This is a genomic window from Phyllobacterium sp. CCNWLW183 (genome assembly GCF_037203775.1).
GTDB classification, from domain to species: domain Bacteria; phylum Pseudomonadota; class Alphaproteobacteria; order Rhizobiales; family Rhizobiaceae; genus Phyllobacterium; species Phyllobacterium ifriqiyense.
Map to the genome: position 1 here is coordinate 179,134 of NZ_JBBCBN010000008.1, position 13,808 is coordinate 192,941.

17 protein-coding genes are annotated in these 13,808 nt (G+C 53.8%); 4 read left to right on the forward strand and 13 right to left on the reverse strand.

Going from position 1 to position 13,808, the window contains the following annotated elements:
* The first annotated feature begins 25 nt into the window (after positions 1-25).
* From V9K95_RS18560 to V9K95_RS18570, 3 genes are read left to right on the forward strand one after another with little or no spacing between them, the layout of a single operon-like run.
* Positions 26-832 carry an ABC transporter ATP-binding protein gene (locus tag V9K95_RS18560; protein WP_336441646.1) on the forward strand — a complete coding sequence of 269 codons (807 nt, stop codon included), beginning with the start codon at positions 26-28 and terminating at the stop codon, positions 830-832.
* Positions 829-1,680: an ABC transporter permease gene (locus V9K95_RS18565; protein WP_336441645.1), complete on the forward strand. Its 852-nt coding sequence runs from the start codon at positions 829-831 to the stop codon at positions 1,678-1,680. The genes V9K95_RS18560 and V9K95_RS18565 overlap by 4 nt, the downstream gene beginning before the upstream one ends.
* A complete protein-coding gene (locus V9K95_RS18570; RefSeq protein ID WP_336441644.1) occupies positions 1,677-2,306 on the forward strand; it encodes a hypothetical protein in 630 nt (209 codons plus the stop codon). The genes V9K95_RS18565 and V9K95_RS18570 overlap by 4 nt, the downstream gene beginning before the upstream one ends.
* Here the strand turns inward: V9K95_RS18570 and pqqE are convergent.
* The 9 genes from pqqE to xoxF5 form a co-directional block, all read right to left on the reverse strand.
* Positions 2,296-3,408: a pyrroloquinoline quinone biosynthesis protein PqqE gene (gene pqqE, locus V9K95_RS18575; RefSeq protein WP_336441643.1), complete on the reverse strand. Its 1,113-nt coding sequence runs from the start codon at positions 3,406-3,408 to the stop codon at positions 2,296-2,298. The genes V9K95_RS18570 and pqqE overlap by 11 nt on opposite strands.
* Positions 3,408-3,704 (reverse strand): pyrroloquinoline quinone biosynthesis peptide chaperone PqqD, encoded by a 297-nt coding sequence (gene pqqD / locus V9K95_RS18580; protein ID WP_336441642.1) that lies wholly within the window; start codon positions 3,702-3,704, stop codon positions 3,408-3,410. Before pqqD ends, pqqE begins: the two co-directional genes overlap by 1 nt.
* The gene (pqqC, locus tag V9K95_RS18585) at positions 3,701-4,456 is read right to left on the reverse strand and encodes a pyrroloquinoline-quinone synthase PqqC (protein ID WP_336441641.1); all 756 of its coding nucleotides are present in this window, start codon (positions 4,454-4,456) and stop codon (positions 3,701-3,703) included. Before pqqC ends, pqqD begins: the two co-directional genes overlap by 4 nt.
* Positions 4,453-5,388, reverse strand: a complete 936-nt coding sequence (pqqB, locus tag V9K95_RS18590; protein ID WP_336441640.1) for a pyrroloquinoline quinone biosynthesis protein PqqB — start codon at positions 5,386-5,388, stop codon at positions 4,453-4,455. The genes pqqC and pqqB overlap by 4 nt, the downstream gene beginning before the upstream one ends.
* Positions 5,389-5,483: 95 nt before the next feature.
* Positions 5,484-5,579 carry a pyrroloquinoline quinone precursor peptide PqqA gene (locus V9K95_RS18595; protein WP_115053909.1) on the reverse strand — a complete coding sequence of 32 codons (96 nt, stop codon included), beginning with the start codon at positions 5,577-5,579 and terminating at the stop codon, positions 5,484-5,486.
* Positions 5,580-5,655: 76 nt separating this feature from the next.
* On the reverse strand, positions 5,656-6,255 hold the full coding sequence (locus tag V9K95_RS18600) for a PQQ-dependent catabolism-associated CXXCW motif protein (RefSeq protein WP_337345118.1): 600 nt from the start codon (positions 6,253-6,255) through the stop codon (positions 5,656-5,658).
* Positions 6,227-7,090: a quinoprotein dehydrogenase-associated putative ABC transporter substrate-binding protein gene (locus V9K95_RS18605; RefSeq protein ID WP_442958582.1), complete on the reverse strand. Its 864-nt coding sequence runs from the start codon at positions 7,088-7,090 to the stop codon at positions 6,227-6,229. The genes V9K95_RS18600 and V9K95_RS18605 overlap by 29 nt, the downstream gene beginning before the upstream one ends.
* 1 nt (position 7,091) lies before the next feature.
* Entirely contained in the window at positions 7,092-7,616 is a 525-nt protein-coding gene (locus V9K95_RS18610) for a c-type cytochrome, methanol metabolism-related (protein WP_115054090.1), read from the reverse strand.
* A 162-nt stretch (positions 7,617-7,778) separates the two neighbouring features.
* Positions 7,779-9,560 carry a lanthanide-dependent methanol dehydrogenase XoxF5 gene (xoxF5, locus tag V9K95_RS18615; protein WP_162802572.1) on the reverse strand — a complete coding sequence of 594 codons (1,782 nt, stop codon included), beginning with the start codon at positions 9,558-9,560 and terminating at the stop codon, positions 7,779-7,781.
* A gap of 495 nt (positions 9,561-10,055) precedes the next feature.
* On the opposite strand from xoxF5, the gene V9K95_RS18620 reads away from it, so the two are divergent.
* Positions 10,056-10,412, forward strand: a complete 357-nt coding sequence (locus V9K95_RS18620; RefSeq protein WP_115053912.1) for a hypothetical protein — start codon at positions 10,056-10,058, stop codon at positions 10,410-10,412.
* 10 nt (positions 10,413-10,422) lie between these two features.
* Here V9K95_RS18620 and V9K95_RS18625 read toward each other — a convergent pair whose 3' ends face one another.
* The 4 genes from V9K95_RS18625 to V9K95_RS18640 all read right to left on the reverse strand — a co-directional run bounded on the left by V9K95_RS18625 (position 10,423) and on the right by V9K95_RS18640 (position 13,770).
* On the reverse strand, positions 10,423-11,274 hold the full coding sequence (locus tag V9K95_RS18625) for a quinoprotein dehydrogenase-associated SoxYZ-like carrier (protein WP_336441638.1): 852 nt from the start codon (positions 11,272-11,274) through the stop codon (positions 10,423-10,425).
* 88 nt (positions 11,275-11,362) lie between these two features.
* Positions 11,363-12,322 (reverse strand): quinoprotein relay system zinc metallohydrolase 2, encoded by a 960-nt coding sequence (locus tag V9K95_RS18630; protein ID WP_336441637.1) that lies wholly within the window; start codon positions 12,320-12,322, stop codon positions 11,363-11,365.
* Between the two features lies 1 nt (position 12,323).
* The gene (locus tag V9K95_RS18635; RefSeq protein ID WP_336441636.1) at positions 12,324-13,076 is read right to left on the reverse strand and encodes an ABC transporter ATP-binding protein; all 753 of its coding nucleotides are present in this window, start codon (positions 13,074-13,076) and stop codon (positions 12,324-12,326) included.
* Positions 13,036-13,770, reverse strand: a complete 735-nt coding sequence (locus tag V9K95_RS18640) for an ABC transporter permease (protein WP_336441811.1) — start codon at positions 13,768-13,770, stop codon at positions 13,036-13,038. Before V9K95_RS18640 ends, V9K95_RS18635 begins: the two co-directional genes overlap by 41 nt.
* Between the last annotated feature and the right edge of the window lie 38 nt (positions 13,771-13,808).

The window sequence follows — 13,808 nt, forward strand, 5'->3', positions numbered from 1 at the left end:
TTGCACACGACCAGGGGGAATTTTGATGGTTACGAATGCCGGACTGAAACACACTCCCGGCACACCCTTGCCTGAAACCGATGTCCCGGCGCTCGAGCTGGTTTCGGTGAGTTATTCCTATGGTAAACGCCAGGCGCTTGACGATGTCACGTTTTCGATAGCGCCTGGTACTTTTGCCGTGCTTTTGGGATTGAACGGCGCCGGCAAGACCACACTTTTCTCCCTTATCAGCCACCTTTACGCAACGCGTCATGGTCACATCCACGTGTTCGGCCACGATATAGACCGCAGACCCGGCAATGCATTACGGCGCTTGGGTATTGTGTTTCAGGCGCGCACGCTTGATCTTGATCTTTCCATATACCAGAACCTGTCGTACCACGCTTCGCTTCATGGGATAGGAAAGCGGGATGCAGACCGGCGCATCCACGAGTTCATGCAGTCCATCGATATGAGCGACAGGCTGCATGAAAAGACCCGCAGTCTTTCGGGTGGGCAGATAAGGCGAGTGGAAATCATTCGTGCATTGATCCACCGACCTTCCCTGCTTCTCCTCGATGAAGCAACAGTGGGCCTGGATATCAAATCCCGCGCAACGATCCTTGCCGACATTCGCAAGCTCGTCCAGGAAAAGAACATAAGCGTGCTGTGGGCTACGCATCTCATCGATGAGGTTGCCTACGCCGATCAGATCATCGTGCTCAACCAGGGCAGGCTCGTCGCGAACGGACCAGTGGGCGAAGTGGTAAAGGATGCGGGAGCGCAGACGATCAATGAGGCCTTTTCCCGGCTGACAGGCGTTCTGGCGCTCGATACGGGGAGGCAATTATGAGTCAGGCCACAGCAGGCAATGTTCCGCACAATCGTTTTGGCACCGTGCAATATCTAACATGCCTGAAAGGCATTCTTGTCCGCGAGGGCTTGCGCTATCTCAATCAGCGCGAGCGATTTGTTTCCTCTCTGGTGCGGCCCTTGTTGTGGTTGTTCATATTTGCGGCCGGGTTTCGTCAAGTGCTGGGTGTCTCAATCATCCCACCCTATCAGACCTACGTACTTTATGAGGTTTATATCACACCGGGATTATGCGGGATGATCCTGTTGTTCAGCGGAATGCAGTCATCGCTGTCCATGGTTTATGACCGTGAAATGGGCAATATGCGTACCCTGCTCGTCAGCCCGTTTCCGCGCTGGTTCCTTCTGGTTTCCAAATTGCTTGCTGGCGTCGCGGTTTCAATCATCCAGGTTTACGCTTTCCTTTTTGTGGCCTGGCTGTGGGATGTGAAAGCGCCGGTACAGGGTTACTTTCTGATCTTGCCTGCCTTGTTCCTCTCGGGAATGATGCTGGGTGCTCTCGGCATGCTGCTTTCCTCCCTGGTCAAGCAGTTGGAAAACTTTGCGGGTATCATGAATTTCGTGATCTTCCCGATGTATTTCGCTTCATCCGCACTTTACCCGCTCTGGCGCGTACAGGAATCGAGCCCCCTTCTTTACAAGATATGCCTGCTTAACCCTTTCTCCTACGCTGTAGAATTAATCCGCTTTGCATTTTACGGGCAGATCGAATGGCTGTCTCTGGCTGTCGTTTGCTGTTTTATAGTTCTCTTCATCGCTGGAGCAATTATTGCCTACGACCCCTCAAGAGGCATTGTTGTCAAAAAACAAGAAGGAGGCAACACATGACCCGGACTGCCTTGGGAGCCATGATCGTCCTGTGCGCCAGTGCGGCGTCCATATTTCCAGCTTTTGCTGCAGCCAATAACGATCCAAGCTGGCCCTGCATTCAACGCAAGGTTCCTGCTCTTTCGATTGGTCAGGTCTGGGATGGTCCGGATATCCCCGAAGCGGCGGCAAAATGGAATACAGATTCGCAAATCCAGGAACTGGTCAGCGAGCTTGCAGCACGGCGTTTACCGCTCGAGGATGCGCAGAAACGGATCACTGAACTTGCCGACAGTCTCCCGCAGGAGGAGGTCAACAGCAAGATGTTTCTGCTGTTCCAGGGATTGTTCGATACGCTTAACGGTGAGCGCGTCCAAGTTATGGCGGGGATTTCCCGTTATGCGGCAAAGCAGAGGGATATGGCGGTTGATCTGCGCCGGGAAGCCTCCAAGGTTGATGCGCTGCGCGCCAAGCCCGGTACGGACCCAGAAGAACTTGATCGACTCGATCAACGATTGACATGGGAAACACGCATCTATGACGAGCGGGTGCATTCGCTGACTTATGTCTGCGAAGTGCCCATCATCATCGAACAGCGTCTTTATGGACTATCGAAGACGATTACCCGAGCCCTGATCAGACCATAGGCTCACTCATACGCCCTATTCGGCGATAGGCAAATGTGCCGTCAGATGATTTCTTACCGGTGGCCTGGTCGATCAACGCTCCCATCCGATCATGGAACGGCGACTTGATGCATGCGGGATCGCTCGCAGCAGCATCACCGGCAATGGCCATAGCTTGGCAGCGGCACCCTCCCCAATCGATCTCCTTGCGCTCACAGCTTCTGCAGGGTTCCTGCATCCAGTCTGTACCGCGAAACGCTTTGAACGCTGCAGAATCGTGCCATATCTCACTCAATGGCCTGTCTCCAAAGCGCTCGAACTGCAAGGTCTTGATTGTAGCGGCAGCATGGCATGGCAAGACGGTTCCATCCGGAGCAACCATGAAAGCATCCCGTGCCCAGCCGCCCATGCAGGGTTTGGGGTAGATGGCGAAGTAATCGGGTGTGACAAAATCAATGGTCATTATGCCACGCAACCGCTCTTGTGCTTCTTCAACGATCAGCACCTGGCGCTCTACCGCAGCCCGCTGCGGCATGAGAGCATCGCGATTAAGGAGCGCCCAGCCTGCATATTGCACATTGGCGATCTCCAGCCGTTCGGCTCCAAGATCAAGCGCAAGATCAATAAAATCCGGCACCTCGTTCATGTTATGACGGTGGATGGGGGCGTTTATTGTCAACGGCAACCCTGTTGCCCTTACGCGCCGGGCAGTTTCAATTTTCTTCTCGTGAGCCCCGCGAGCGTTTCCGATTTTCTCCGTCGTGGTGGCAAACGCGCCCTGAAAGCTGAGCTGTATATGATCGAGCCCGGCTTCGGCCAGCGCCTCAATGCGCCCTTCGGAGATTCCAACACCGGCGGTAATGAGGTTGGTGTATACACCCCGCCGGGCAAGGCAACGGACAAGTTCCACAAGATCGGTCCGCAATGTCGGCTCCCCGCCCGAAAGGTGCACCTGCAGCACACCGAGATCCGCGGCCTGCTCGAAGAGTGAAATCCAGCCGCCGGTATCCATTTCGCGGTTAGCCTTGAGAAGCTCAACAGGATTGGAGCAATATGCACATTGCAACGGACACCGATGGGTAAGCTCTGCCAGCATACCTATGGGGGGAAGTACAGGTTCCATTACAACTCCACCAAAAATTTGTCGGACCATTCCTGCAGGAAGCCCGTTACATCCAAAGTGATCTCTGTTTCATCCGCTCCGTATTGGTCTGCAAGGATGGCAATCATTTGCGTAACCTCATTGCGCCCGTTGCAAAGCCGCAAAATGTCAAGGCTGACTTCGTTGGGCCAGAATATCCGTTCTGGTGACAGCAAAGCCCATGCACCGCGCACCTTATCGTACTGCAGCCTCGCATGCTTTTTCAGGGCTGGACGCGACTTCGGTGATACGATCGCACGGATGCGGGCCTCACTCATGATACCTCCGGAACGAAAGCGCCGGGGGGAATATTGCCCTTTTGTCCGTAGGCATGGGACAGGGCATCAAGCATGGTCCATAATACATCACACTTGAATACAAGAGCATTGATCACTGCCTGCTGCTTTTCGGGAGTATTGGCATGCTCCATCACGTAAGCCAGCGCGAAATCCGAATCGCGGGAGGCGAGCGCCGGACGCTTGTCGAAATAGGCCAGGATGTCCTTTGTTATATAGTCATACTTTGCCAGCATTGCGGGCACGCGTTCGGTTATGATGACGGGTGAAAACAATTCGGTGAGCGATGAGGCGACCGCCTCCAGCATCGTTTTGTTGCTGCAGTAGGAAAGATATGCGCCAACGGCAAATCGTGTAGCCGGCAAAACTTTCCTCTCACTCTTGACCATGTCTGCATCCAGGCCCAGTCCCGTTGCCAGCTTGAGCCAGCGCGCAATTCCGCCATTCCAACCGTCATCACCGTCATGATCTTCGATACGCTTGCGCCATTGCGCCCGGAATTCCGGGTCTTCGGAGCGCATGAGGATTGCTGCATCCTTGCGCGGAATAACCGACTGATAGGAGTAACGGTTGAGCGCCCACGCCTGCATCTGCCCCTTGGTGAGGGCCCCGCCTGTCATCTGATGGTGAAACGGGTGCTTGTTGTGATAACGGGCAGCGCCAACCTCCCGGAGAACGGCTTCCAGTTCGCGGGGTGACAAGCCATTGCGTGCCGCATCATCAAATTCGCTCAAAGCTGGATCTCCATACCGTCGAATGCAACCTTCCAACCGGCCCGCACCACAGCGGCATGTTCGGGCGAAGTGGCATCCAGAATCGGGTTTGTATTGTTGATGTGCACATATATCCGCTTCCTGATCCCAAGCGCACCGATCGCAGCCATGGAACCATCGTCTCCAGCGATGTGGATATGCCCCATACGTGCTCCGGTTTTTACACCGACACCTGCACGGATCATCTCGTCATCCGTAAAGACCGTTCCATCGAACAACAGACATTGCGCATTGGTCAGCCTCGCTTTCAGACACTCTTCTATGCGGGCACAGCCGGGAATGTAAAACGCCGCAGCGCCGTCGGGCGATGAGATCTTCAGACCGACCGCGTCGCCGTCCTGTGTGCCGAAATTATTGTCGCCCAATGCCGGATCTTCAAGAAACAATGCTACTTTCCCGGGCACCGGAAAGGTCTCGACAGTGATTCCCGTCGTCATTGCATCAGTGCCGACAATCGTTGTTTGCCTGTTCAGCACAAGCTCCCGCCGCTCCACTATCGACCGGTCAAGAACTTTGAAAATCGAATTACTGTCGAGAACATCAAGAACGCGGCGCGAAGCATAAAGCACAAACGGCTCACGCTCGCGCATGCTCAGCAGCCCGGCAATATGATCGACATCAGCATTTGTCAGTACGACAGCCCTGATGGGTGTCGAGCGCAGCGGGCCGTCAGGCTTGGGTTGCAGTTCCGGCGTTGCAGCAATTTGCTGGCGAATATCCGGAGAAGCATTGAACAATATCCAATCATTTCCGTTCGCACTTGCGGCAAGACTCGATTGGGTCCGAGCGCGAACATTGGCTTGGCCATTCCATGCAGCACGGCTCAATCGGTAATTGCAATTCCATTGGGGAAAACCGCCACCTGCTGCGGAACCAATGATCTTTAATCGCATCAGGCTGTATTTCCTCATTGCCAGAATTCATCCGGCCTTGCATTCAATCAGAAGTCGTCGCCCCGCGCGAGCATCTTGCGCGGGGCGGCCGGCTGCTACTTCTTTGCCTTTAATTCTGCGGGCAAATAGCGTGTCAATTCCATGCCGGCAGCAACCTGGCACATTTCAGGTTTTTTCCATGTCTTCTTCATGCTTTCCTCCTTCTACACAAAGACCAAAGATTGATCTTTCTCCGTTACCATACGCCTTCTTGGCGCAGGATTGAAATTAATAGGGTTCATTTTTCCGTGTCGGCTGCTTTGCTGCAACCCAGCCATCCGTACCCAACGGATACCAGAGAACCGCCTCATATCCCCACTCCACCGCCCGCTTGGCTGCATTCCATGACATCCAGCAATTCTCCATGCAGTAAAACAAGATCTTTCGCCGCTTGTCGTCTCCAAGCCGGGATATCAGCCCCTTACGGAAATAGGCTTCGGTCTCGCTGTTAATCACGCCATAACCCACATTCGCGAGCCAGATGCTGCCGGGAATATCCTCCCTTACCTTTTCCCTCCACACCGTACCCTGCGGAAGAGCTGCCGGCTTTGGATCGTGAGGCAGTACATCGACAAAGACAGCTGCTTTGCTCTTCCACAATGCGATGGCCTCCTCAGTCGTGACAACCTGCGCGCCCTTCAATGTTGCAGGCACTGGTGCCTTATAGTTTTCCAGCCTATAGCCTGCGGGCTCGGAAACGGTATCGTCCGCAAGGGCAGCCGTTTGAGACAACCCCAACAAAACCGCCCAAAAACCGAACCATGTCCACACCGTATTTTGCCCTCCTGACAAATGGTGGTTACTGCGTAATTGGCCTGTCTTTTTCATCGATCAGCGGCACCTGGAAATCCAATAATATCTTGTTGATCTCCTGCTGGTTTTCCCTGATCATCTTATTCAAGGTGCGTTTCCACTCCTGATCGGAAGGACGAACGCCCATGGTAATGCGATACGCCATATGCCGTGATTTCTCCTTCACCAAGGGGATCACCACCAGATCAGGATCAATTTCCTTTGCATAATAACCCGCCATCGGACCCCACAGCACTGCGGCCTCAATCAAGCCTTTTTTCAAGTCCTTGATCATCGTCTCTGCCATTGACGGCGCCAGACGCGTATCGACCATTAGCGGATAAGGCTGCACATTGCGCATGTAACCAGCCTTGGCAAGATTGGCTGCCGGGGGTGTGCCGGCAACAACGCCAATCCTCCTGCCGGCAAGCTTCTGGTCTTCAATGGTTTCCACACCATCAAGACCGGTATTTTTCTTGTAGATCAGCACATAAGTCGATCGGTAATAAGCATTGGTGTTCTGCACCAGCTCATCACCTTGAGCGTAACCGATGATGATGTCGCAACGATTGGCACGCAGCGTATTTCTGACAAAACCGGTTGCCATTGGATACCATGTATAGGCAACTGATTTCCGCCCGGTCTTGGCTGCAACGAGCTCAGCAAGTTTGTTCTCGAAACCTTTGCCTTTATCGTCGGAAAATGGCAGGTTTGAAGGATCAGAACAAACCCGCAAAACATCGGGGTCCACCAGTTCACCTGCCGAACCGAGGCCGGATTCTTGGGCAGACGCATTGAAGGACAGGCCTATCGCTGCACATGTAGCGAAAGCCATGACGATTTTTGCAATTTGTGCCCGGTTCATCAGCATTCTAACCACCCATACAGGAGGTTTCGGCCTCTTTTGCGGCCTCCGGCTTATCTTCTTTCTTTGCCGGACGGCCGCGCGGGAGATCGCCGACTGCGCGTGCGCGCAAATAGACATAAAGATCATCCATATAGCAGTAAACGTTCTTGTTCTCGCCGAATGCGGGCATGACTTTTTCGTTCCCGGCGCTCAGGTTCTTTCGGCCCTCCGCCACGATCGACAGAAAATCGGCATAGGTCATTGTTTTCAGAGAATTTGCCAGGGCGGGAGCGAAAGAGGAGCCTGCGCCATCTGCACCATGGCACACGTTGCATTCGGAATTGAAGCGACGATATCCACTATAGGTGTACCAATCGACCGTTCCGTCTTCTTGTATCTTGAATGTAGGGTTTCCTTCCTTGTCGGCATATTTACCATTGTCCTGTGAGGCGACCGCAGCGGCGGCTTTGTCGTCGGCATGGGTACTGACCAAGCTTGCCAAGAGAGCAAAGCTGGCAGTTACGGCAAGAATCGTTAATCGGATCGGCATCAAGAAACCTCTCATTGCAACCTCGCCAGCGCTCTGGGAAGCCCGGTCAGCAGTTGCGATTGATCATTTGTTTGTCGGAGCCGCAAAAAACCCGGCCGGCATGGCCGGGTTCTTCTTTAGCGACCGCCTCAACGTGGCTAACGATATACAAGTCCGTCCTTGTCACTCAGGAACGGCAAAGACCGTCAATTGGCCACCAAGAGCCGTATAGTCCGAGAGGCCGGCATATCCACCGACAGCGCCCAGACCATCCGTGCCCTTGGTCAGACCGGCAGCAAGGCCGATACCTGCCCAACCGCCAACGCCTGACAGAACGGCAACATATTGTTTGCCCTTATGTTCGTAGGTGGTGACATTGCCGATAATGCCGGAGGGTGTTTTGAACTTGTAGAGTTCTTTGCCGTCCTTATCGACCGCCTTGAGGTAGCCTTCGAGCGTTCCGTAAAAGACCACGTCACCATCAGTTGCTAGTGCACCGGACCAAACCGAGAATTGTTCGGATTTAGACCAGACGATCTCGCCCTTTGCAGCATCCCAGGCAATAAAGTTACCCATGCCACCATGGCTGTTGGGAGCCGGGTACATGGAAAGCGTCGCACCAATATAAGGTTGACCGGCAGTGTAACTGACCTTGTAGGGCTCATAGTCCATGCAGACATGATTTGTCGGCACGTAGAAGAGCTTGGTCTTTGGCGAATACGATGCTGGCTGCTGATCCTTTGTGCCAAGAGCCGCAGGACAGATGCCGGTTGTATTGACATCTTCACCCTGGGCCTGTGTCGAATACTTGTCGACAACCTTCGGACGGCCATAGGTCTTGCTGTCCTTGTCCATGTCGACTTCAGTAGCCCAGTTGACCGCGGGGTCGTATTTTTTAGCGACGAGAAGCTCGCCGTTGGCACGATCCATCGTGTAAGCAAAGCCATTTCTGTCAAAATGTACGAGGACGTCACGTGGCTTTCCGTCAACCTCGATGCCGTCAGCAAGGATCATTTCATTGACGCCATCATAATCCCACTCGTCATGTGGGGTCATCTGATAAAGCCATTTGGCCATGCCGGTGTCGGCATCACGAGCCATGATTGTCATTGACCACCGATTGTCGCCTGGCCGCTGACTTGGATTCCACGTCGACGGATTGCCGGTACCATAATAGATGAGATTCAGCTTGGGATCGTATGAATACCAACCCCAAGTTGTACCGCCACCGACTTTCCACTGATCGCCTTCCCAGGTGTTCGTACCAGAATCGGCACCCACAGGTTTGCCAAGTTGGGTTGTCTTTTCGGGATCGATCAGTGTTTCTTTGTCCGATCCCATTGACCAAGCCCGCCAAGCCTGCTTGCCATCCTTGATGTTGTAGGCAGTGAGCGCTCCACGCACACCGAATTCGCCGCCGGATATGCCAACAATCACTTTGTCTTTCACCACCATTGGTGCGGACGTGCCGGATTCGCCTTTGCTACCGTCCGCCGCTTCACCATTTTTCACCGACCAGGCGACTTCACCTGTCTTGGCATCAAGTGCAACGAGCGTTGTATCGGCCTGATACAGGAATATCTTGCCATCGCCGTATGCGACGCCGCGATTGACCGTATCGCAGCACATGATCGGAATAACATTGGAATCCTGTTTGGGCTCATATTTCCAAAGGATCTTACCATCATTGTTTAAATCAAGTGCAAAGACCGTGTTCGGGTAAGGCGCATGCACATACATCACGTCGCCGATAATGAGCGGACCACCTTCATGGCCACGCAGCACGCCCGTTGAAAATGTCCAGGCAACCTGGAGGTTCTTGACATTATCCTTGGTAATCTGGTTGAGTTTTGAGTAACGAGTATTGGCATAGTCGCCAGTCTGGATAGCCCAGTTCTTGGAATCCGAGATCAAGCCTTGAAGATCGTCATTGGCCAGAGCTCCACCCGCCAACGAGAACGTCATGGCTGTCGTAGCCAATGCAATTCCTATTAAATTTCTGTGTACACGCATTTAGTCCTCCCAAAGTTCACATTTATGAACTATCGGCGAAAACCGAGTAAACATACGGGTCCGCACCACTAGCTCAGGCAAATGGGGAAGTATTTCCGGCAGCGTGTCACGACAAAGCCAGGCGCGCAGAGGGCACCGTTACTGCCCACCTCGCTTGGCCTACGAAGACTGTCACCACTCCCTTGACGGCAACGTCCTTGAAGCCGGAAACAAGATGACGATAGGAGAAAGAATTTCATTAGGCAAGCATGATTATCGAATTTATATTTGCTGCATTGCAATATAATTCTTCCGCATTGCATAAGAAAACAAAGGATTTCTGATTTATTCTAACTATTTGACCCATGGCGGACTTTGATACTTTCATCTAAATTATATTTGCGTCCATATATTCTCTTTTATTAACAGCCCGGAAAATGTATATTTAGCATTGCCGAATGCTGGAGTATGAAAATGCCTGGAGTGAAAACCATCAAGCCGATTTTGTTAGCAAGCGCAGCAATCGCATTTCCAATGCTGGCACATGCTGCGTCAGATTATCCGACGCCGGCGGTTGCAGAGTATGTTTACGGTTGCATGAAAGCGAACGGAGAAAATCGTGACACCCTCCAGCGATGCTCCTGTTCAATCGATGTTATCGCCTCGGTTGTGACCTATGAGCGCTATGAAGCAGCAGAAACCTATAAGCAAATGGGGCTGGTTCCGGGTGAGAACGGTGTTCTTTTTCGCGAAAGCGCACCGGCAAAAGCTGCTATCAGCGAACTCAAGCGGGCTCAGGCAGAGGCAGACATCCGCTGTTTTTAAAGTTTACGGCTCAAAGGCTTGAGGATTCGAGCGGCCATTCATCCTGGAATTTTTTGCCTTCGGCATCCAGGGCTTCAACCTTGAGCTCCTCTCCGGTCCTCGCGTCGAAGGCGAACCGAAAATTGGGATCTTCTGAGATCGATATACCACCTTGCATCGACAGGATCAGCTGATTGCCCTGGGAGACGGTGAGCCCCTGGATAAAATGGGCCGGGATATAATATCGTGTCAACTGATCCATCTGTAACCCGGAATTGTTCGGATGGCGGATCATCAGCTGCATCTCCGTGGCCCGGGTCAAGGGCTCCAAGCCAGGCGCCTTGGAGGGAAACACCCGCAGCTTCATTTTACCGAGCGATGCCATTGCTTCGTCCTGATTCTTCATCGCGGGTGCCGAGCACCCCCCGGAAGCCTTCACAAAGACTTCCGTCATGTGCAGCTTATCATCTTCCGTTTCAGCAATAGCCCGCACATAGGAATAGGCATTAACCCGCAGGCGCGTTGCCAGATGGGTGACGCCAGCGTTCTGCCCGAAGGTAAAGACCGCGGCGACAGGCGCCGGGTTCTCGTCGACGATCAAGGTCACGGTCTTGATGCGTCCCGTCTTGCTGTCTGTCTTGAAGTGCATATCGACAGGAACGACAGCTGCGTCTTCGGCGCGCTTGGGCGCTTCAATTCTGACGATCCCCTCGCCCTGTTCTATTGGCCGGCTCCCGAAAACATCGCTCTTCAGGCTCTTCCACGTTGCCGCCTCTGGCGCGCTGGCATTCTGGCTTTCCGCTGTTGCCGGACTGACGGCCCAAAGCAATCCCGCCGCGATCACAGCAGCACAACCCTTGGTTCGCTTCATATTCCAAGTCATGTTCGCCTCCACCAAATTTCGTTGGCGGTGCCCGGCCAGTCGTTATCATACCACTTGGCACGATGGTCTGGCAAACACCAACAAGTAGCTACTCCCACTCAAGTTCGGCATAGGCAGCAGTTGCATTGCGCTCATTGTACTGGTTGAAAAGATGCCATTTGTCGCGTTCACTTTGGGCGGCGGTCCGGTTTGCATCCGTCATGGAGCGGCCATCGGCAAGCGCCATGCGAATGTCCCTGGCGAGCGCGTCGAAATAACGACTTTCATCGTCAAGTGCCTGTGGCCACGGTGCCGGAACAGTCCCGTGCCCGGGAACGGCCAATTCGGCATGAATCTCCCTTAAATCCTTCAGCTGCCTGATCCAGCCAAGCAGCGACCCGTCGATTGTGGGGATATGCTGCGTAAAGCACAGGTCGCCAGTGAACAGAATCCGTGTCTGTTGATCGAATACAGACAGATCATTGTCGGTATGTGCCGGTTTCCAAGCTCTCAACGTCACCTTGCGGTTGCCCAGGTCCAGCTCCTGCTCGCCGGCAACGGTTATCGCAGGCGGAATTATTCTGATGCTGGACATGAGTTCGGGACCGAGGATCGCACGATAACTTTGCAAATAATAATCGCCGCGATTGGCCAACGCCCGTCTCAGGTTGTAGTGACCCACTATAACGGCTCCCGTGCCTTCAAAAGCCGAGTTTCCAAAAATGTGGTCGGGATGCATATGAGTGTTGATGAGATACCGAATCGGCTTGTCCGTTTTGGCTCGAATTGCCGCCACGAGCCTTCTGCCCTCTGCCGCACTGCCGCCACTGTCGATAGCGGCAACGCCCTCATTGCCGATGATGAAGCCAATGTTGCATATTTCGCCTTCATTGGCGGTACTCATCATCTCCGGCGCTCCGGTAAATGCGAAGATGCCTTTCGCTATTTCCTTGACGGGAAGCGCCTCGGTTCCGGCCGGCTCTGCGCTGGCAAACCGTGCATGGGGCATACAGCAGCCGGCAAGCAGCAATCCGGTGCCCAAAAAGGTACGTCGCGAAGGTCCGGCCATATCAGGCTCCTCCATCCGGAAATCTGTCGAGGAATGATCTGAGAATATCCCGCTTTGCCTGTTCGGTTCTGCTCTGGCGGGGCAATTTGATGTCGAAGGTTCCGATAACATGTGCAGGACGATCCGACAGAACGATGATCCGATCGGACAACAGGATGGCTTCCCTGATATTGTGCGTGACCATGAGTGCCGTTGTCGGTCGCTCCGCCCATACGCCCATCAGCAGGTGACGAAGCTGCTGGGCCGTGGGTTCGTCTAGAGAAACAAAAGGCTCATCGAGCACCAGAATATCAGGTTCAATGGCCAGAGCCCGCGCAATTGCCGCTCTGCGTGCCAGCCCGAGCGAAAGCTCCCCCGGGTAGAACGTTCTCATCCGGGACAAGCCCAATGTGCTGAAAAGCGCATCGAGATTCGTGTTCTTGAGGTGATCCGGCAGCGCGAGACGGACATTTTGCTCAACGGAGCGCCATGGAAGCAGGAGCGGCTCCTGAAATACCGCTCCGATGCGGGGATGCGTCAGCCCGGAGAGCTGCATTGTACCGCAATAATCGGTGTCGAGCCCCAGCAATATGCGCAGTGTCGTCGTCTTGCCGCATCCGGACGGCCCCACAATGCAAGCAAACTCGTTCTGCGCCACCTCAAAATGCAAATTCTGAAGCACGGTGATAGCTTCGCCATTCGATGACCGGAACGACTTCTCTTCTATGTCGACCTTAAGCTTCGTGGCGGCGCCAACGTGTGGATGTTTGTTCAAGAGGCTGCACCAATACAAGTTCAATAAATAGCATCACCGCAACGAATGCCAATGTGTAGGCAAGGATTGCAGCGACATCGAAGAGTTGGAAAAACAGATTGATCTGGAAGCCGACACCGTTGGCTCTGCCCAGCAGCTCCACGACAAGCACTATTTTCCAGATGAGGGAAATACCGGATCTGGAAGCCGCGGCTATAAAGGGCTGCAATTGCGGCAGCAGGATATGACGCAGCCGGTCCATTCGGCCAAAGCGGTAAATTTTCGCCATCTCGCCATAGCGCTCATCCAAAGCCCGTGCGCCCTCGCGCATTGTGACAACAACATTGGGAATCTTGTTAAGCGCAACTGCTCCGACAGCCGCTGCCTCGTTGAGGCCAAACCAGATATAGGCGAGCACAATGATCACCAGAGCGGGTATGTTCAGGAACAGTATAACCCAGGGATTGAAAAACCGATCAGCACCTCTGTGCCTTCCGAGCGCAACGCCGATAGCAGAGCCAATCAGCATCGCCAGAAAGAACGAGGCTGCGACCCGCCAAAGCGTCATGCCCAGATGATAGCCCATGTCGCCGCTGGCTGTCTCACGCAGGAAAGCCTGCAAGACGAGAAGAGGCGCGGGAAAGGACCGGCTTGGCCAAAGCAAAGCTCCGATGTGCCATGCGACGAGCAAAACTGCAAAGGAAATGCATCCCATCGTGACCGACGACCAATATTGTCGTGAACCTCCGCCTT